This is a genomic window from Flavobacterium enshiense DK69, from assembly GCF_000498495.1.
Classification (GTDB): domain Bacteria; phylum Bacteroidota; class Bacteroidia; order Flavobacteriales; family Flavobacteriaceae; genus Flavobacterium; species Flavobacterium enshiense.
In genome coordinates this window covers 129440-148563 of record NZ_AVCS01000006.1, presented here as the reverse complement: position 1 = coordinate 148563, position 19124 = coordinate 129440, and the positions used below count along the sequence as shown (strand labels likewise).

General features: G+C 40.0%; 21 protein-coding genes. 15 read left to right on the top strand and 6 right to left on the bottom strand.

What is annotated here, in order from left to right:
- Nucleotides 1-38: 38 nt before the first annotated feature.
- The 5 genes from gdhA to hemH all read right to left on the bottom strand — a co-directional run bounded on the left by gdhA (nt 39) and on the right by hemH (nt 5298).
- A complete protein-coding gene (gdhA, locus tag FEDK69T_RS03435) occupies nt 39-1382 on the bottom strand; it encodes an NADP-specific glutamate dehydrogenase (RefSeq protein WP_023572750.1) in 1344 nt (447 codons plus the stop codon).
- A 70-nt stretch (nt 1383-1452) separates the two neighbouring features.
- A complete protein-coding gene (locus FEDK69T_RS03430; RefSeq protein ID WP_023572749.1) occupies nt 1453-2235 on the bottom strand; it encodes an enoyl-CoA hydratase/isomerase family protein in 783 nt (260 codons plus the stop codon).
- A gap of 4 nt (nt 2236-2239) precedes the next feature.
- Entirely contained in the window at nt 2240-3655 is a 1416-nt protein-coding gene (locus tag FEDK69T_RS03425) for a sensor histidine kinase (protein WP_023572748.1), read from the bottom strand.
- A gap of 60 nt (nt 3656-3715) precedes the next feature.
- A complete protein-coding gene (locus tag FEDK69T_RS03420; protein WP_023572747.1) occupies nt 3716-4273 on the bottom strand; it encodes a CopD family protein in 558 nt (185 codons plus the stop codon).
- A gap of 2 nt (nt 4274-4275) precedes the next feature.
- Nucleotides 4276-5298: a ferrochelatase gene (hemH, locus tag FEDK69T_RS03415; RefSeq protein ID WP_035630640.1), complete on the bottom strand. Its 1023-nt coding sequence runs from the start codon at nt 5296-5298 to the stop codon at nt 4276-4278.
- Nucleotides 5299-6101: 803 nt separating this feature from the next.
- On the opposite strand from hemH, the gene FEDK69T_RS03410 reads away from it, so the two are divergent.
- From FEDK69T_RS03410 to FEDK69T_RS03400, 3 genes are read left to right on the top strand one after another with little or no spacing between them, the layout of a single operon-like run.
- Entirely contained in the window at nt 6102-6857 is a 756-nt protein-coding gene (locus tag FEDK69T_RS03410) for a hypothetical protein (RefSeq protein WP_023572745.1), read from the top strand.
- A 14-nt stretch (nt 6858-6871) separates the two neighbouring features.
- On the top strand, nt 6872-7639 hold the full coding sequence (locus tag FEDK69T_RS03405) for a hypothetical protein (protein ID WP_023572744.1): 768 nt from the start codon (nt 6872-6874) through the stop codon (nt 7637-7639).
- An 11-nt stretch (nt 7640-7650) separates the two neighbouring features.
- Nucleotides 7651-8469 (top strand): hypothetical protein, encoded by an 819-nt coding sequence (locus tag FEDK69T_RS03400; protein WP_023572743.1) that lies wholly within the window; start codon nt 7651-7653, stop codon nt 8467-8469.
- A gap of 34 nt (nt 8470-8503) precedes the next feature.
- On the opposite strand, the gene FEDK69T_RS03395 is transcribed toward FEDK69T_RS03400, so the two are convergent.
- On the bottom strand, nt 8504-9370 hold the full coding sequence (locus tag FEDK69T_RS03395; protein ID WP_023572742.1) for a helix-turn-helix transcriptional regulator: 867 nt from the start codon (nt 9368-9370) through the stop codon (nt 8504-8506).
- A gap of 229 nt (nt 9371-9599) precedes the next feature.
- Here FEDK69T_RS03395 and hemA point away from each other — a divergent pair, with 229 nt between their 5' ends.
- From hemA to FEDK69T_RS03335, 12 genes are all read left to right on the top strand, one after another.
- Nucleotides 9600-10859 (top strand): glutamyl-tRNA reductase, encoded by a 1260-nt coding sequence (gene hemA, locus FEDK69T_RS03390; RefSeq protein ID WP_023572741.1) that lies wholly within the window; start codon nt 9600-9602, stop codon nt 10857-10859.
- On the top strand, nt 10852-11775 hold the full coding sequence (gene hemC / locus FEDK69T_RS03385) for a hydroxymethylbilane synthase (RefSeq protein ID WP_035630642.1): 924 nt from the start codon (nt 10852-10854) through the stop codon (nt 11773-11775). The genes hemA and hemC overlap by 8 nt, the downstream gene beginning before the upstream one ends.
- Nucleotides 11775-12443 carry a uroporphyrinogen-III synthase gene (locus FEDK69T_RS03380; protein WP_035630643.1) on the top strand — a complete coding sequence of 223 codons (669 nt, stop codon included), beginning with the start codon at nt 11775-11777 and terminating at the stop codon, nt 12441-12443. The genes hemC and FEDK69T_RS03380 overlap by 1 nt, the downstream gene beginning before the upstream one ends.
- Nucleotides 12444-12499: 56 nt before the next feature.
- Entirely contained in the window at nt 12500-13525 is a 1026-nt protein-coding gene (hemE, locus tag FEDK69T_RS03375) for a uroporphyrinogen decarboxylase (protein ID WP_023572738.1), read from the top strand.
- 35 nt (nt 13526-13560) lie between these two features.
- Nucleotides 13561-14466, top strand: coding sequence for an oxygen-dependent coproporphyrinogen oxidase (hemF, locus tag FEDK69T_RS03370; RefSeq protein WP_023572737.1), 906 nt, complete (start codon nt 13561-13563; stop codon nt 14464-14466).
- A gap of 41 nt (nt 14467-14507) precedes the next feature.
- Entirely contained in the window at nt 14508-14891 is a 384-nt protein-coding gene (locus FEDK69T_RS03365) for a four helix bundle protein (protein ID WP_023572736.1), read from the top strand.
- 5 nt (nt 14892-14896) lie between these two features.
- Nucleotides 14897-15892, top strand: a complete 996-nt coding sequence (gene hemB, locus FEDK69T_RS03360; protein WP_023572735.1) for a porphobilinogen synthase — start codon at nt 14897-14899, stop codon at nt 15890-15892.
- A 78-nt stretch (nt 15893-15970) separates the two neighbouring features.
- A complete protein-coding gene (locus FEDK69T_RS03355; RefSeq protein WP_023572734.1) occupies nt 15971-16390 on the top strand; it encodes a c-type cytochrome in 420 nt (139 codons plus the stop codon).
- 114 nt (nt 16391-16504) lie between these two features.
- Entirely contained in the window at nt 16505-16984 is a 480-nt protein-coding gene (locus FEDK69T_RS03350; RefSeq protein ID WP_035630644.1) for a hypothetical protein, read from the top strand.
- Entirely contained in the window at nt 16974-17174 is a 201-nt protein-coding gene (locus FEDK69T_RS03345) for a helix-turn-helix transcriptional regulator (RefSeq protein ID WP_023572733.1), read from the top strand. Before FEDK69T_RS03350 ends, FEDK69T_RS03345 begins: the two co-directional genes overlap by 11 nt.
- A 17-nt stretch (nt 17175-17191) precedes the next feature.
- A complete protein-coding gene (locus FEDK69T_RS03340; RefSeq protein ID WP_023572732.1) occupies nt 17192-17662 on the top strand; it encodes a methylated-DNA--[protein]-cysteine S-methyltransferase in 471 nt (156 codons plus the stop codon).
- A 274-nt stretch (nt 17663-17936) separates the two neighbouring features.
- Nucleotides 17937-19094: a serine hydrolase domain-containing protein gene (locus FEDK69T_RS03335; protein ID WP_023572731.1), complete on the top strand. Its 1158-nt coding sequence runs from the start codon at nt 17937-17939 to the stop codon at nt 19092-19094.
- Nucleotides 19095-19124: the final 30 nt, after the last annotated feature.

The window sequence follows — 19124 nt, the reverse complement described above, 5'->3', positions numbered from 1 at the left end:
CTGATGACCGTTTTTTTATTAATATGATTGTAAACTAACTACACCACACCCTGCGCTAACATAGCATCGGCCACTTTTACAAAACCGGCAATATTGGCACCTTTCACGTAGTCTATATAACCATCCGGATTTGTTCCGTATAATACGCAAGCCTCGTGGATGTCATCCATAATCGCTTTTAGTCTTTCATCTACTTCTTCCCTTGTCCAAGTCAAACGCAACGAGTTTTGTGACATTTCCAATCCAGATGTCGCCACACCTCCTGCATTAGACGCTTTTCCTGGAGCAAACAATATTTTAGCATCGTGGAATGCATAAACCGCTTCCGGTGTACAAGGCATGTTGGCCCCTTCCGCCACACAGAAACATCCGTTTGCAATTAACATTTTCGCTTCTTCCCCGTTCAATTCGTTTTGTGTAGCACATGGTAATGCTATTTCACATTTTACTTCCCAAGGACGTTTTCCTTCAACGAATTTTGCGTTCGGATATTTAGCAACATACTCATTGATACGTCCATAACGCTCGTTTTTGATTTCCATGATGTAAGCCAATTTCTCAGCATCGATACCATCGGCATCATAAATATATCCGGAAGAATCCGAAGCCGTAACCACTTTCCCTCCTAATTGCGTCGCTTTCTCGATAGCATATTGCGCCACGTTTCCGGAACCTGAAACCACAACAGTCTTCCCTGCAAAACTTTCGCCGCGGGTAGCCAGCATGCTCTGTGCAAAATACACATCGCCATAACCGGTTGCCTCTGGACGGATTAACGATCCTCCGAAAGTAATTCCCTTACCGGTCAATACGCCAGTGAATTCGTTGCGCAGTTTCTTGTACTGACCATACATATAACCTACTTCTCTTCCTCCAACTCCTATATCACCTGCAGGCACATCCGTATCTGCGCCGATGTGACGCGCTAACTCGGTCATGAAAGCCTGACAGAAACGCATGATTTCAATGTCTGATTTTCCTTTAGGATCGAAATCAGAACCTCCTTTTCCGCCACCCATCGGCAACGTAGTCAAACTGTTTTTGAAAACCTGCTCGAACGCAAGGAATTTCAAAATACTCAAATTCACAGAAGGGTGAAAACGCAATCCTCCTTTATATGGTCCGATAGCCGAGTTCATCTGAATACGGTACCCTCTGTTAACATGAGTTTGTCCGGCATCGTCAATCCACGCGATTCGGAACATCAAAACCCTCTCTGGCTCTACCATGCGCTCCAAAAGCATCTTGTTCTGGTATTTCTTGTTTTCCTCGATAAACGGGATTACCGTTTCGGCTACTTCCCTTACTGCTTGCAAAAACTCTGGCTCATTTGGGTTTCTTTGGGCAACTGCCTCAAGAAAATCATTTACTTTCTGTGACATAATATAACAATGGGTTTAGTTGATGTTCAATAAAATAAAAAAGCGAACACATATAGGTTCGCTTAGACAATTATTTTCCGGGGAATTCAGCTTTTCTTTTTTCTAAAAATGCTGTTGTCCCCTCTCTGAAGTCCTCAGTTCCGAAACTTTCTCCGAATGCTCTGATTTCCGATTGGAAACCGTTAACACCGTCAACATAATTATCATTTATTACTTTGATCGCTTTTGCGATAGCCACGCTTGAATTTTTGGCAATTTTCGCAGCGATCCCTTTTGCAAAATCAAGCAATTCTGCCTGCGCAACCACATGGTTTACCAATCCGTAGTTCAATGCAGCCGGAGCGTCGATCATACCGGCAGTCATAATCATTTCCATGGCACGACCTTTACCTACTAATTGTGGTAAACGCTGTGTCCCTCCGTAACCCGGGATTACTCCTAAAGTCACTTCCGGCAATCCCATCTTAGCGTTATCGGAAGCTACCCTAAAGTGTGCCGCCATGGCCAGTTCCAATCCGCCTCCCAAAGCAAATCCGTTTACGGCTGCAATTACTGGAGTTGATAAATTCTGAACGAAATCGAACAATAATTCCTGACCATTTGCTGCTAATTGTGAACCCTGTTCTACCGAAAAACTGGCAAACTCGGAAATATCAGCTCCGGCAACAAACGCTTTTTCACCGCTTCCGGTTACGATAATTACTTTAGTCGATGCCTCTTCATTTTCTGCCTTAAAGGCAGCATGCAATTCTTCGATAGTCGCTTTATTTAACGCATTTAACTTTGTAGGACGGTTAATAGTGATAACCGCAATTCCATTTTCTCTTTCGATTAAAATGTTTTCGTAGTTCATTCTTTTAAATGTTTATTATGGGAAGTGTTACCGTAAATTCGGTTCCAACGCCTAATTCACTCTCTAATATAATGGTTCCGTGGTAACTTTCCACGATGTTTTTTATGATTCCAAGACCCAATCCCATACCGCTGGTTTTGGTCGTGAATTTAGGTTCGAAAATACGATTTTTATTTTCAATACTGATGCCTTTTCCGTTGTCTTTTACCACAATTTTTGCTGTATCATTTTCACGGAAGACCTTAACCAAAACAAACGGATTGGTCTCTTCTTCGGGAATGGCCTCTATGGCGTTCTTAACCAGATTCGTGATGATCCTGATTACCTGCGTACGATCAACTTTCGTGATGATTTCCTCTTCCTCAGCTGAGAAATGGATAAAATGTTCGTTGAAAATATCCAATGCCAACTGAACGACATACACAATATTCAACGTTTCATTCTGCTGTGCCGGAAGCGATGCAAAATTGGAAAACGCCGATGCCACCGAACTCATCGTGTCGATTTGCTGAATCAGTGTCTTCGAATAATCGTCCATTTTCTGGTAGACATTCGGATCGTTCGGATCGAATTTTCGCTGAAAACTCTGCACCGTCAGACGCATCGGTGTCAACGGATTTTTGATTTCGTGCGCCACCTGTTTAGCCATTTCACGCCAGGCTTCCTCCCTTTCGCTTTGCGCTAACAAGACCGCACTTTCTTCCAGTTTGTCCACCATGCCGTTATAAGCATCGACCAATGATTTAATTTCATGACTGGTAGACAGTAATTGGATTTTCTCGTTCTTTTTATTCAGTTGCGTTTCACGGATTTTATCACTGATGGTTTGCAGGGATTTGGTAATGTAACTCGAAAGGAAATAAGCAATTACGAAAGAAATCAGCAACATGAACAAATATACCTGTCCGAAGCGCATAAGGAAATTCCGGAGCTCGTTCTGATAAAAAGTAGTCTCCTCCACATACGGGAGGTTTAAGATTCCCAGCGGCTTGAATTTGGTATCTTTTAAATAGCTGTAGGCAGAACGGTATTTTTGGTCGTTGATCATCTGCAAATCCACAAAACGCTTATTGGTGGACGATTGCATTATTTTAAGAACAATGGGCTGAATAGGTTTGGCCACTTTATCGATTGAAAAAGCCCCTTTTGAAGAAATAAGAAGCTTCCCGTTTAAATCGTAAATATTGATTTCAAGACTGTGAATATTGGCCAATTCATAGATCTTTTCCTTAAAAATCAGCGGGAGGTTTTTGGTGGTAAGCGGATAAGTTGTAGTGGAAAGAATGTAATTAATATGCTCTGTAATAGCATCTTCCTTACGCTCCAGACGGTCCTGATGGTAATCGAGGGCTTCCTTCTTAAACTGATAAATCGAAACCGCAGCAATCAAAACCGACGCAATCAAAGTTAGAAATACCATCGACAGAAAGATTCGTAATCGAAGGGACAACTGCGTTATTTTAATCGGTTTCGCCATAGCCTAAGACTCGTTTTTTTCTCTCACTTTCTTATAGAATTTGTATCCAAGCATAAGTATAAACGAAAAAAGAAAAATCCCAATTACGCCATACACCCAATTGAAAGCATCTTTTAATATCACCAGAAAAACCACTGCAAAAAGAATCAGGGTTGCACCTTCATTCCACAATCGGAAAAAACCGGAAGAATGTTTCACTTCGTTCCGCTGCAATTGCAGGAAAATCTGATGGCATTTCAGGTGATATAAATATAATAAGAAAACGAATCCTAATTTCACGTGCATCCATGACGTATGCAGCCAAGTATCTCCGGGAGTGGTCCCGAACAACATCAAAAACGCAAAAATACTCGCCAGGATTGCGGATGGCCAGGTGATGATGTACCATAAACGATAAGACATTAGCTGGTATTGTTTTATCAGAATGTCCTGTTCCGGTTGCGATTTTGCCTTAGCCTCGGCATGATAAACAAACAGCCTTACGATGTAAAAAAGCCCTGCAAACCAAGAGATCACAAAGATCAGATGCAGGGATTTTATGTAGTCATAGTATGCGTCCATGATTAATTTTTAGCCCAGTCGTTAATCCATGTGGCCACCACCTGACACCACTGTTCGTCATCGTTCAGACACGGAATCGTCAAGAAAGATTCTCCTCCGTTTTCGATAAATTCTTCATTGGCACGCATGGCGATTTCCTCCAGTGTCTCCAGACAGTCGGTTACAAAAGCAGGAGTCACTACCGCTACTTTTTTAATTCCATGCTTTGGATAATCGTTTAAAACAACATCGGTATATGGTTCAAGCCACTTATCGCCAGCCAGACGGGATTGGAAAGTAACATAATATTTGTCTTTTGGAATCTGGAGCTGCTCCACCACCAAACGTGTCGTTTCGTAACAATGAGTACGGTAACAGAATTCTGCTTCCGGGGTTCCCACTTCACAACACATTTCATCCGTCACAAATTTTTTATGCTTTTTAGTAGGATCCGTTTTGCGGACATGTCTTTCGGGAATCCCGTGGTAAGAAAACACAAGTTTATCGTAATCGAAATCTCCTAAATAATTTTTTATGGAATCAGAAAGCGCCTTAATGTAATCGGGTTTATTGTAAAAAGCCGGTACATCCGTAATTTTCATATCCGGAAACTTCTCTTTTCGGATTTCTTCCGTCAAAACCAAAATGGTTAAGGTCGAAGCCATGGCATACTGTGGGTATAATGGCAAAAGCAACACATCCCTCACACCTTGATCATACAATTCCTGTAATCCGGCTTCAATTGACGGTTTTCCATAGCGCATGGCCAAAGAAACAGGCAATTCGCTTTTTTCCATTACTTTTTCATGCATTCTTTTGGAAAGGACAATGAGCGGGGAGCCTTCTTTCCACCATATTTTCCGATAGGCTTCTGCAGCACTTTCAGGGCGTTTCCTCAAAATGATTCCGCGAACCAAAAAAGCACGTAATAAATAAGGCACATCTATTACGTATTTGTCCATTAAAAACTCATCTAAATACGGCTTGACATCTTTTGGCTCCGGACTTTCAGGCGAACCGAGATTTACCAGTAATACTCCCTTCATCATAATTTTTTTTCAAAAATACTATTAATTAATAACATTGAAAATTATAAAACATGTTCTTTTTTAAGCTTCACGCTTCACAACAAGCACAAATTTTCTACGCACACATTTGCACCAACCTTACTTGCAACAATTTAACACATTATAACTCATCAAAAGAGATATTTGAAGCGTGCTTTACAACATCCTTCAGAAAAGAAATTGTACATAAAAGCCATGAATCTTATATAGCACCCTTCCACTTTACTTAGCAGGCTTAAAGTAACAGCAACTAACATTTCGAACAATTTTGCATGATTAACAAATTTAAGTGCTGATTATTTCACAATACTACGACTAAACAAAATTTTACTCAATAAAAAAGCAATCCTTCGAGATTGCTTTTTTATTCACACATATTTATCACATAAAAGCAAGATAGCGGAAAAACATCATTTTTTAAAAAACTCATTAAACTATTGCAAATAATTTAAAAAAATAAATGCGATTTGTGACAATAAAACACTACAAACACTAGGATCTACTCTGATTTTTTATTCATATTTGTATTACAGTTTTTTGTTAAAAAAACAAAAGCTCTTTTGTGTTTTCACTCTTAATCACAACAAATTGTAGTAAAAAAGTTATATTTTTTATATTGTCAATAAATAAAATAATTTATTGTTATTTTTAAGCAAAAAGCTATAATACAACTCACAATTAAAGGAAAATTAATATTTATTTAAAACATAACGCAACCACATGGATTAATTTGCATCTAATAAAAACACCCCCAATTATTAACCCCTAAAAACCTGAAGAGCATGAGAAACGCCTACTTGATTACCACATTGCTCCTTTGTTTTTCCTCACAAGCCCAAAGCAACGCTGTTGGGATAGGAACAACAAACCCTCAACAAAAACTTCACTTAGACAAAACCGTTGGAACGCTTCGTGTTGAAAGTCTTGACAAAGACAACAACACAACCAATGGTGGAAACGTAACCCCTACCGCTACTTATCCGCTTTATGTAGACCACAACGGCATCCTGACCTTAAAGTTAGGCAGCACCATCAATAGTGATGGAGTGGACGCCATTGATCATGCAATAATTCCAGCATGTAACATCAGGATGTTTCCAGCCGATGCCGACGGAAAAGTCGATGCAACTATCTTCACCTATACGCTTACCGTTCCAAGAGCTGCCATTCTTGAGGTAAAATACAGCGTTAGCTTTCAAGTATATGAAAAGGAAGCATCAGGAGTTCTTACCATGATTCGAGATGGTGGCGCCAGACGTGTATCTACCTACTACACAGTAGACAACCTTCCGAGAAAATACGGTCAGGCTTCAAGAAACTACATGAACAACAACACCAAAAACCCATTGCCATATACAGCAATAGACCGACTGGGAGCCGTTGGAAACCTCTACAATTCAAGCACCACCTATGTTCAGCTTACACCAGGAACGCACACGCTTCAATTAAAAGCCGAAGTATCTTCAAACTTGCCTGCCATGTATACCTATGTTAAAATGGCCATAGATACAGATTCAGTATTCATGAGATTATATTAAAACCCCAATTAACCATGAAAATACTATTACTTTTAGCAATCATTCCTGCCGTGATGTATTCACAAGTAGGAATAGGAACAGCCAATCCTCTAGCCGACCTACATGTCGCTGGAAACACTTCAACAATTAGAATTGAAAGCCTTAGTGCTGTCAACAACCCAGCGCATAATGACGGCATAAAACCAGCATTAGCCTATGTAAACGCGCTTGGTGATGTAACCTTAAATCCTTCCATTAATAATGGCACTACATCAGGAGGAGCAGTGGCTCCAATCAATTTTTTACTTACGTTACCTGATTTTATCCCTAACGGCCCTTTAAATTTTGGTAATATTGTAACAAGTCCTGCTCTCGACACATACAGCACCGGATTAATTAAAAAGGTAAACTTTACAGCTCCCGGAAGCGCTTTAGTTGAAGTAAAATATTGCATCTCCTCTCTGATTTCTATGGGAGATTTAAACTTAGGCTTAGCAAACCTTATTCCTTTTTATGATATTTCTTCAAGGGTATTCAAAATCTACTTTTGCATCGATATTAATAACGACGGCTTAGATGCAGTGGAAGCTTCTAAAAGATTTGGCTTGAATGCCCAGTCATACGCATCCGCAAATCAGGGAATTTTAGGTTATTCATTTACAAATGGCCACGGATACACCACTGTCCCGCCCGGAACACACTCCATCCACTTTTTCGCAGAAATTTTTGATGGCCCTACCAAAGTAACCAGTATAGGATTTGGCGGTGCTGAAGACACAATAAAAGTAAGAGTTTACAACTAACAAAATAGGCTATGAAAAAATATATATACCCAATTCTATTATTGACTCCACTTTGCGTTTTTAGCCAGGTTGGAATTAAAACCACCACTCCGCAACAAGGACTCCATGTTGGCGGTGCAGTCTCTACTGTAAAAATAGACGGACTAGCCTATCCTGCCAACCCAAACAACTTGGGCCCAGGAACTACTTCTAGAGTTTTTGTTAATGCTAACGGTGATTTAATATTAGGAACTGCGCAAAACAACATCGCCATTTTATTTGATGCTGAGAATTACCTTAGAGACGAACGAGACCCCTCCATTAATCAGATCATTCAACACGGTTATGGTGATGGCTTTGAATATTCAGCAATCCCAAGGGATATTCCAAATTCAACCTTTACGCTCACAGAACCAGCCATTATTGAAATCAATTATTCGGTATCCTGGGATATTGAAAAAAACGCAACAACACGGGTAAATGACGGTCACGCAAGAGCCGTGCAAACAATGATGTATTTCAGGAAGGACAATTATCTAGGACCAGTAGTAACCACGGATATTGACGGAAACTTAATCGGAGGCGCCTTTGAAATAGACAACGGCACATCTACAATTGGTGGAGGATTGGGACTAAGCGGCCAATACTACACCAATCATAACGACGACAGGGGAGAAACCAACAACTATCACAACTGTGGAACAGACTATGTAAAATTACCCCCCGGAACCTATTGCCCAATGTTTTCTGCACAACTTGCAGTATCAGCTGCCGGTGGATCCGGTGCAATGAAAATGTATCTCGGCACAGGAAACGACGAAGTTCAAATAGTCGCACATTATTATCAATAAAAATAAAAAAACACCCAAATGGGTGTTTTTTTTATTATACCGCTTTCTCAAGCAAGTACTTTTTAGGTGTAGTTCCGAATTTCTTTTTAAACCCGGCAATAAAATGACTAGCCGTACTGTAGCCAATTTTCAGACCCACCTCGTTCACGTTATACGAACCCGAATCCAGCAAACGGCGAGCATATTCCATTTTATAATCAAACAAAAAACCGTAAACCGTATCGCCATAAATCTGCTTGAAGCCCATTTTTAACTTTTTCAGGTTTAAGCCCACCTGATCTGCCAATTCCTGCAATCCAGGCGGTTCTCCCATATTGGCGATTATGATTTCCTTGGCTTTCTTCAGCCTTAACACATTTTCCTCGTCAATCAAAAAAGGACATTGTTCGGCATCGGGATCTTCATTCCTGTTAAAAAACAAACTCAGTAACTCATATCCTTTCCCTTTATAGTACATGTTTTTAATCGAAGGATTCAGCGTATAATGAAACATTTGATTAAGCACAATAGCCATCGAGGGGCTGATATTTTCCTCACCATAATATTTTTTACCCTGATTCTGATCACTTAAAAACGGTATGTGTTCCGCCTGATCCGACAACAAACCGTGAAATTTCCTAATAGAAACCAAAACCGTTATTACCCACGATTTAGGCGCAATTTCCATCTGAAGCGGCAACTCTTTCTGTGGATTATACAGCAAAAGCGATTTCTCTTCATTCAAGGCTAATACATAGGCACCTTGATTAAAAATAAACTTCGCATTTCCTTTCAATCCAAAATGAAATTGTATAAGCCCCATATTTACGGGACGTTCAAACCGAACAATCTCCTCCGAATCATTCTGAAAACGAAGTAAAATAAAGTCCTCTTCAATTTTTATCTCTTCCATAGAACCCATAGCGATATTTTTTTGTAACTTTATTTGAAAGACTATTAAAATTTATTTAGAATCACTCTAAATAAAATCTTTCTGAAAGGTTGATTTTTATACAAATTTACAAGAAATAACACAAATGAACCTTTTCGGAGACAAAAAATCTCTCAGCGACACAAATAGTCCTTACAGCGTTATTTTTATAAAACGGTTAGCAGTACATTTGTTCTACTTTTAGTAAAAAGTGAAAAACATGGAAAACACTACTATATCAAAACCTACTTCTTTCTATGTTGTCGGATTGAGTTACAAGAAAGCGGATGCAGAGATCAGGGGAAAATTCAGTTTGGACAATGCTGCTAAAGAAGCATTATTGCTACAAGCTAAAAATGATGGGATAGAAAGTTTAATTGTCACTTCCACCTGCAACAGAACCGAAATATATGGCTTTGCACAACACCCGTTTCAGTTAATTAAACTGTTGTGCGAGAACAGCCAGGGAACTATAGAAGATTTTCAGAAAGTAGCTTATGTACACAAAAACACTGAAGCGATTGGCCACATGTTTCGTGTAGGAACCGGTTTGGATAGTCAAATCTTGGGCGACTTTGAAATCATCAGTCAGATAAAAAACAGTTTCGTAGCCAGTAAAGGCCACAACCTTGTTAATAATTACTTGGAACGCCTGTGCAATGCGGTAATCCAAACCAGCAAGCGCATTAAAAACGAAACTGAAATTTCCTCGGGTGCCACTTCGGTTTCCTTTGCCGCTGTTCGATACATTTTCAACAACGTAGAAGACATTTCCAATAAAAACATACTACTTTTCGGGACTGGAAAAATAGGAAGAAATACTTGCGAAAACCTGGTAAAACACACCAAGCACGAGCAAATTACCCTTATAAACAGAACTAAAGATAAAGCGGAAAAATTAGCCCGTAAACTAAATGTTATCGTTAAAGACTACGCTAATTTAGAAGCAGAAATTCAAAAGGCCGATGTTTTGGTGGTAGCCACCGGCGCACAGAACCCAACCATCGACAAAGCAATCCTGAACCTTAAAAAACCGTTACTGATTCTGGATTTATCTGTTCCGAAAAACGTAAACGAAAATGTTCAGGAACTAGACGATGTTACGTTAATTCATATGGATCATTTATCGCAAATGACCGACGAAACCCTGGAAAATCGTAGAAAACACATCCCTGCAGCCGAAGCTATCATCGAAGAAATCAAAGACGAATTCATCAGTTGGACCAAAGCCCGAAAATTTGCACCTACTATTCACGCTTTAAAAGAAAAGCTGAACACTATCAAGGACAAAGAGTTGACACTTCACCGCAAAAAAATCAACAATTTTGATGAAGAACAGGCAGAATTGATAAGCAGCCGTATCATCCAGAAAATCACAAACCATTTTGCCAATCATCTCAAAGATGATAATACCATGGTCGATGAAAGCATCGAGTGGATCGAAAAAATCTTTCAGATAGAAACCGTAAAAAATGACTAAAACCATACGCATAGGAACCCGTGACAGTGAACTGGCCTTATGGCAGGCACACACCGTTCAGCACCTATTACAGGAACTTGGGTATTCCACAGAAATAGTAGCCGTAAAATCAACCGGCGACATCATTCTGGACAAGCCTTTATACGAATTGGGCATTACCGGAATTTTCACCAAAACCCTGGACGTTGCCATGATTTCAGGTCAAATCGACATTGCAGTTCATTCGATGAAAGACGTTCCGACTGCTTTGCCGCAAGGCATCGTTCAGGCAGCAGTCTTGGAAAGAGCCAACGTATTGGACATTTTAGTACATAGAGGCAATGTGGATTTTTTAAACGGATCAGGAACTGTAGCCACCGGAAGCTTACGACGTCAAGCACAATGGCTTAATAAATACCCTAATCACAAAACAGAGGATTTGCGCGGAAACGTAAACACTCGCATGCAGAAATTAAACGAAAGTGATTGGGATGGAGCGATTTTTGCCGCGGCCGGTCTGGAGAGAATTAACTTAAAGCCCGAAACCTATATCGACTTGGATTGGATGATTCCAGCACCAGCTCAAGGTGCCATGTTGGTTGTAGCTATGGAAAACGACGAATTCTCTTTAGACGCTTTAGCTCAACTTAACCATATCGAAACCGAAATCTGCACCTATATAGAGCGCCAGTTTTTAAGAACCCTTGAAGGAGGCTGTACCGCGCCAATAGGAGCCATTGCCCGATACAACGAAATCGATGACACCATTCATTTTAAAGGTGTTCTATTCTCGATTGACGGTCAAGAGAAAATCGAAATCGACCGTTCTTTTGATATTTCTGAATGGAAAAAACTCGGATTCAATTGTGCCAAAGAAATATTGGATAACGGCGGAACAGCTTTAATGGCCGAAATCAAATCGAAACTGAAAAAGTAATGAGTGATTCTATCCGCATACTGTCCACGAAAAAATTGTTACCCAACCAGAAACAATATTTATTGAATGCTGGTTTTTTAGTGGTTGAAGCCGATTTCATCACCACCAAACCCGTAGCATTCGAATTAAAAAATATTCATGACTCGCTGATTTTCAGCAGCCAGAACGGAGTACAAAGTATCTTAGAACATCCAAAAGTTGCTGAACTGAAATCGAAGGACGTATTCTGTGTCGGACTAAAAACCAAAACATTATTGGAAGAAAACGGTTTCAAAGTCGTAGCCTATACCGGTTATGCCGAAGACCTGGCGGAAATCATCACCTTGGTGTATCCAAACAACCAATATACGTTTTTCAGCGGAAACCTGCGTCGCGACACTTTGCCGGAAATGATGAAGGAAGCCGGAGTTTCCTTTAATGAAATCACCGTGTACGAAACGGTACTGACACCACAAAAAATAAATACCAAACCAGACGGAATTTTGTTTTTCAGCCCATCCGGCCTGGAAAGTTACCTGAAAGAAAATAAAATCACAAAGGAGATCGCCTTCTGCATCGGAAACACGACTGCAGAAGCAGCAAGCCGTTTGGGAATAAAAAATATTATAATCGCCAATCAACCGACCATTGAAAACACGATTATACAATGTATTAACGAATTTAAATAGCGTTTCTGTTTTACTCTTTTCAAAAACCGTAAACCATAAACTGCAAACTGTATACTATGTTAAAAAACGATCTATTTCTAAGAGCTTTAAAAGGAGAAACCGTAGAACGCCCACCAGTATGGATGATGCGTCAGGCGGGAAGATATTTGCCGGAATTCCGTGCATTGCGCGACAAATACGATTTTTTCACCCGTTGTGAAACCCCGGAACTGGCTGCCGAAATCACCGTGCAACCAATCCGAATCGTTAAACCGGATGCTGCTATTTTATTCTCGGATATTCTGGTTGTGCCAAGAGCGATGGGAATCCACGTGGAACTGAAAGATAATTTGGGTCCGATTATCCCCGATCCTATCCGTTCAATGGAGCAGGTTGAGAAAGTTTTCATTCCGAATATAGAAGAAAGCTTAGGTTATGTAATGGATGCCATCAAACTGACCAAAGAAATGCTGAACGACGAAGTGCCGTTGATTGGTTTTGCCGGTTCACCTTGGACAATCTTCTGTTATGCCGTAGAAGGAAAAGGATCTAAGAGTTATGACACCGCAAAAGGATTCTGCTTTTCAAATCCGGTAGCAGCGCATACTTTATTGCAGAAAATTACCGATACAACCATCTTATATTTAAAGGAAAAAGTAAAATCGGGCGTAAATGCTGTTCAGATTTTTGATTCTTGGGGCGGAATGTTATCGCCGACCGACTATCAGGAATTTTCATGGAAATACATCAATCAGATTGTAGAAGCTTTAGCCGAAGAAACGGAAGTAATCGTATTCGGAAAAGGTTGTTGGTTTGCATTGAACGAAATGTCAAAATCCAAAGCTTCTGCTTTAGGTGTTGATTGGACGTGTTCTCCTAAAAACGCACGTTATTTAACAGGCGGAAACATTACACTTCAAGGAAACTTTGACCCTTCAAGATTATTATCACCGATCCCGACCATCAAGAAAATGGTTCATGAAATGATTGACGAATTCGGAAAAGACAAATACATCGTAAACCTTGGCCACGGAATTTTACCAAATATCCCAGTTGATCATGCAAAGGCTTTTGTGGAAGCGGTTAAGGAATATCAAAAATAAACTAATAGCCCTTAGCTGTTAGCTGCTATCTTAAAATGAAAGAACAATTCTATAAATACATTCAAATCCTTCAAGACCAAATCTGTAAAGGTTTGGAAGACTTAGATGGGAAAGCAAAATTCCGTCAGGACTTGTGGGAACGTCCCGAAGGTGGCGGCGGAAGAACCCGCGTGATTGAAAACGGAAACGTTTTTGAAAAAGGCGGCGTAAATATTTCAGCCGTGCACGGAGCGTTGCCGGTAGCCATGCAAACCTATTTTGGTGTGGGCGAAGTCGACTTTTTTGCCTGCGGACTGAGCTTGGTAATCCATCCTAAAAACCCGATGGTACCGACGGTTCATGCCAACTGGCGTTATTTTGAAATGTATGACAAAGAAGGAAATACCATAAACCAATGGTTTGGAGGCGGACAGGATTTAACGCCGTATTATCTGTTTGAGGAAGATGCAAAACACTTCCATCAAACCTGTAAAACCGCTTGTGACAAACACAATCCGGAATTCTATCCGAAATTCAAAAAACAATGCGACGAGTATTTCTGGAACGCACACCGTGATGAAGCCAGAGGTATTGGCGGACTATTTTTCGACCATTTAAAAGCTACGGAAAATATGTCAATGGAAAACTGGTTCAATTTCGTGACCGAAGTCGGCAACAGTTTCTTATCTGCCTATTTACCGATTGTAGAAAGAAGAAAAGATCTAGCCTATACCGAAGCCAACCGTACCTGGCAGGAAATCCGTCGGGGTCGCTATGTTGAATTTAATTTAGTTCACGACAAAGGCACCTTGTTCGGATTAAAAACCAACGGAAGAATCGAATCCATCCTGATGAGTTTACCGCCACATGTGCAATGGGTGTACGATCATCATCCGGAAGCAGGAAGCGAAGAAGAAAAATTGATTAAAGTATTAGCAAATCCAGTTGATTGGATTGCATAGCTGCCAGCTTTTAGCAATCAGCTTTCAGAATTGTATAAAATATGAAGGATTACAAAAAGTTCTTAGTTTGGCAAAAATCACATCAATTAACACTGGATGTTTATAAAATCACTTCCACCTTTCCAAAAGAAGAATTATTTGGATTGACAAGTCAAATTAAAAGAGCCGCCAGTTCCATACCAATGAACATTGCTGAAGGTTGCGGCAGAAATACAGAAAAAGACTTTTGTAGATTTCTTTATATTTCATTTGGTTCAGCCAATGAATTAGAATATCAAATTATATTAAGCATCGATTTGAAATTTATTGAAGCTGAAAAAGGGCAACAACTTTTACTTCAAATTGAAGAAATCAAAAAAATGCTGAACGGATTAATAAATAAGTTAAATCATGCTAACAGCTTAACGCTGACAGCTAAAAGCTAAAATATATGTTCCCATTACACAGAGGCAGAAGACTAAGAGTCAACGAATCGATAAGAAGTTTAGTTCGCGAAACCAGTTTAAGTCCGGCAGATTTTATGTTCCCGATGTTTATAGCTGAAGGCGAAAACGTAAAAGTGGAAATCCCTTCTATGCCGGGAATTTATCGTCGTTCGATAGATTTGACCATTGAAGAAGTAAAAGAGTTATTTGCTTTAGGCATCCGTGCTGTGAATATTTATGTGAAAGCCAATGACGATTTAAAAGACAATACAGGTAAAGAAGCCTGGAATCCTAACGGACTAATGCAGCGGGCCATCAAAGCCATCAAAACAGCTTGTCCGGAAATGATTGTTATGCCTGATGTGGCCTTAGACCCGTATTCCATTTACGGACACGACGGCATCATTGAAAACGGCGATATCGAAAATGACAAAACCACGGAAGCCTTAGTGAGAATGGCGGTTTCCCATGCTCAGGCAGGAGCCGATTTCGTAGCGCCAAGCGACATGATGGACGGACGCGTACTGCGTTTGCGCGAAGGTTTGGATCAAGCTGGATTTCATAATGTGGGTATCATGAGCTATTCAGCGAAATATGCTTCAGCGTTTTACGGTCCGTTCCGAGATGCGTTGGACAGTGCTCCAAAAGAAGCCGAAATCGAAGTTCCGAAAGACAAGAAAACCTACCAAATGGACTATGCCAACCGTATTGAGGCCGTTAAAGAAGCACTTATGGATGTGGAAGAAGGTGCCGATATGGTCATGGTAAAACCGGGAATCGCTTACCTTGATATTGTTCGTGAAGTGAAAAATGCAGTGAATGTTCCTGTAACTGTCTTCCATGTATCAGGAGAATATGCGATGATTAAAGCAGCTTCTGAAAGAGGCTGGTTGGATCACGACAAAATCATGATGGAACAGTTGATGTGTATCAAACGTGCAGGTGCGAGTTTAATCTCTACGTACTTCGCCAAAGAAGCGGCAATCTTATTGAACAAATAAGATTCTTTACTTTAAGGGAGATTCTCGATGCTTTTTCTTAACTTTGAGAGACGATGCTAACGTTAAAAGTTTAAGAAAATGAAAAAGTATACATTCATTTTTCCCGTGCTGATAATGGTTTTCCTGATCGGTTCACTCGCATTGGTATCTTGTGGTAAAGAAAAAAAAGAGAAAGAAGAAGAACCTTTATACCCTGAGGTAAAAAAATCAGCAGAAGAAGTTTCTTTCGAATTAGGAAAAGAAATATTTAACGGAAGAGGTACGTGTCACACCTGTCACAAACCTAACGAGAAATTAGTAGGGCCACCTTTAGCCCTGATAGCTAAAACGTATAAGGAAAAAGGAGCAAGCATACCCGATTTCTTAACTGAGAAAAGCGGACCTATTGTAGTTCCTGCAGAGTACAATACGATGAAGGCTAATTTCAAGATTACCAAAGCGCTCACCGACGAAGAACGTAAAGCCTTGGAAACCTACATACTGAGCTTCGGAAAATAAAAACTACTTGTCCTCTACTGAGGACATTTTTATTTTACAAAATGTAAAGTTTACTTGTCTTTTTGGAAAATATGTTTTACATTTGAAGTATATAACTCTAAATACTAGGAAAATATGAAAACAAAGTATTTATTTCCGCATTTTTTTAAAAGAATCGGATGGTTAATTTTTATCCCTTTTACAATAGCCTCACTCATAAGGCTTTGCATTGATTGGGAATTAGATTTCTTAAATGTTAATGTATTTTATTTCATCTATAATACTTTTTCTCGGAGCGGAACAACGTATTTTGACTTTGTTGAAAATAACATTACCGATGAAATTTTAATGACCGCATTAATCATAGGTGGTTTATTCACTGCCTTTTCAAAAGAAAAAATCGAAGATGAAATGGTTGAAAAAATCAGGCTGGAAAGTTTGGTTTGGGCCACCTATTTCAATTATGCCCTGCTTTTAATTTCCATCATTTTCATTTACGGAAATTCCTTTTTTACAGCCTTGCTTGTTAACATCGCTTCGTTACTAATCTTTTTTATCGTCCGCTTTCACTGGATGTTGTACAAATCCACTAAACTTGAAACCGATGAAGAATAACTTAAAGGTACAGCGCGCCATTGCCAACATGACACAGGCGGAACTGGCTGAAAAAATTGGCGTAAGCCGGCAGACTATCAATGCCATTGAAGCCGGTAAATTCGTCCCTTCCACTGTATTGGCGTTAAAGCTAGCCAAACTCTTTGAAAGGTCTGTTAACGAGATATTTGAATTGGAAGCCGCCGACTAATTCGTTATCTTTAGCAAATGCAAACAGTCTTTATCAATACGCCGCTTGGAACCGCCAAAATTAAAGGCGATGAAAACGGTATTTCGGTCATTTCGATTCTTCAGGAAGGTGAAATTTCAAAAGTGATACCAGTGGAACTAAAAGATGCCGTAAAACAACTTCAGGAATACTTTGAAGGAAAACGAACCAAATTCTCATTTCAACTCAATCCAAAAGGCACCGATTTTCAAAAAAAAGTCTGGAAAGCACTTTTAGAAATCCCATACGGAAAAACCACATCCTATCTGGAACTTTCTAAAAGGTTGGGCGATGTGAAAGCCATACGCGCCGTTGCTTCCGCCAATGGAAAAAACCCGATATGGATAGTCGTTCCGTGTCATCGTGTAATTGGTTCTGACGGCTCAATGACAGGCTACGCAGGAGGATTGTGGCGCAAGAAATGGCTTTTGGACCATGAAAATCCGGAGAAACAGCAAAGCCTTTTTTAAATTACAAATTACAAGCAATTTAAACCCTATTACAAAGTGGAAAAGTAAATAAGCACTTGACTAAACGATCCGATAGTCTTTAGGAGTAATTCGTAATTAACTTAGTTTCCAAAAACACTATGGCTTATCCCCTAGCCCCGATGGGAGCAACTACCGTGTAGTGCGGACAGCGGGAACACGGATTGCAAAAAAGCCCAAAACATTCGCTCCAAAAAAATAAAAACATATTCCGAATTTGCGTAAATTCGTTAAAATACCACTTAAAACCCAACCTATGAAATTTCTGAAAAGTTTCCTGAAATGGTTTTGCATCATTGTAGCTTCCATTGTTATTCTAATGTATATTTTCGATGTGGACTACCTGCTCCGCGCAGTACGCACCATCTACTTCAGAGGTTACACCACAGCATTTTTAGATGATTATACCCATTTCCCGAATCGTGAAATCAAAAAAGGTGTGGGACAACCTTGGGCGATTGCCAAAGATTATAATTCAGTTCCCGCCACCGAAGAATTGAACAAAGAACATAAAGAACTGGGAACCGTGGCCTATCTGATCATTAAAAACGACAGTATCTGGCACGAAAGCTATTACGATGGTTACGGCAAGAACTCAAAATCTAATTCGTTTTCAATGGCGAAGAGCGTTATTTCTGCAGCAATGGGAAAAGCTATTATGGAAGGAAAAATCAAGAGTTTAGACCAGAAGGTAACCGACTTTTTCCCGGAACTGAAGGGACAATATGCGAAAGAAGTCACCGTGGGCGATTTGTCTTCAATGGCATCCGGCTTGAACTGGGACGAAAAATATTATAGTCCGTTTTCCATCGTGACCCGCGCCTATTTCGACAACGATTTGAAGAAAGTGATTTTAGGATTAGATGTTTCTGAAAAACCGGGACAATCCTTTAAATACTTAAGCGGTGCAACCGAATTATTAGCCATGTGTGTCGAAAAAGCGACCGGAGAACACGTTGCCGATTATGTTTCCGAAAAATTCTGGCAACCAATGGGAGCAGAAAACGAAGCATTATGGCAACTTGACCATAATCCGGACGGCATTGAAAAAGCCTATTGCTGTATTGCCAGCAACGCGCGTGATTTTGCCCGTTTCGGAAAACTCTACCGCGACTTTGGAAAATGGAACGGCAAACAGCTTTTAGACAGTACTTTTGTTGCCAAGTCGATAACTCCAAGATTTCCGAAAAGTCCGCAATACGGCTACGGATTCTGGCTGCATAAAATCAACGGCAAACAATTGTTTTACATGCGCGGCCACCTGGGTCAATTCGTAATTGTGGTTCCGGAAGACAACGTCATCATCGTGCGCTTGGGACACGTCAAAGGACTGCAGACGGAGGAAGACCCGCACAGCAACGATTTGTATGTTTACTTCAATGAGGCGTACAAAATGTTGGAAAGAAGAAAATAATTCTTTTATTTGTAATAATTTTCATATACA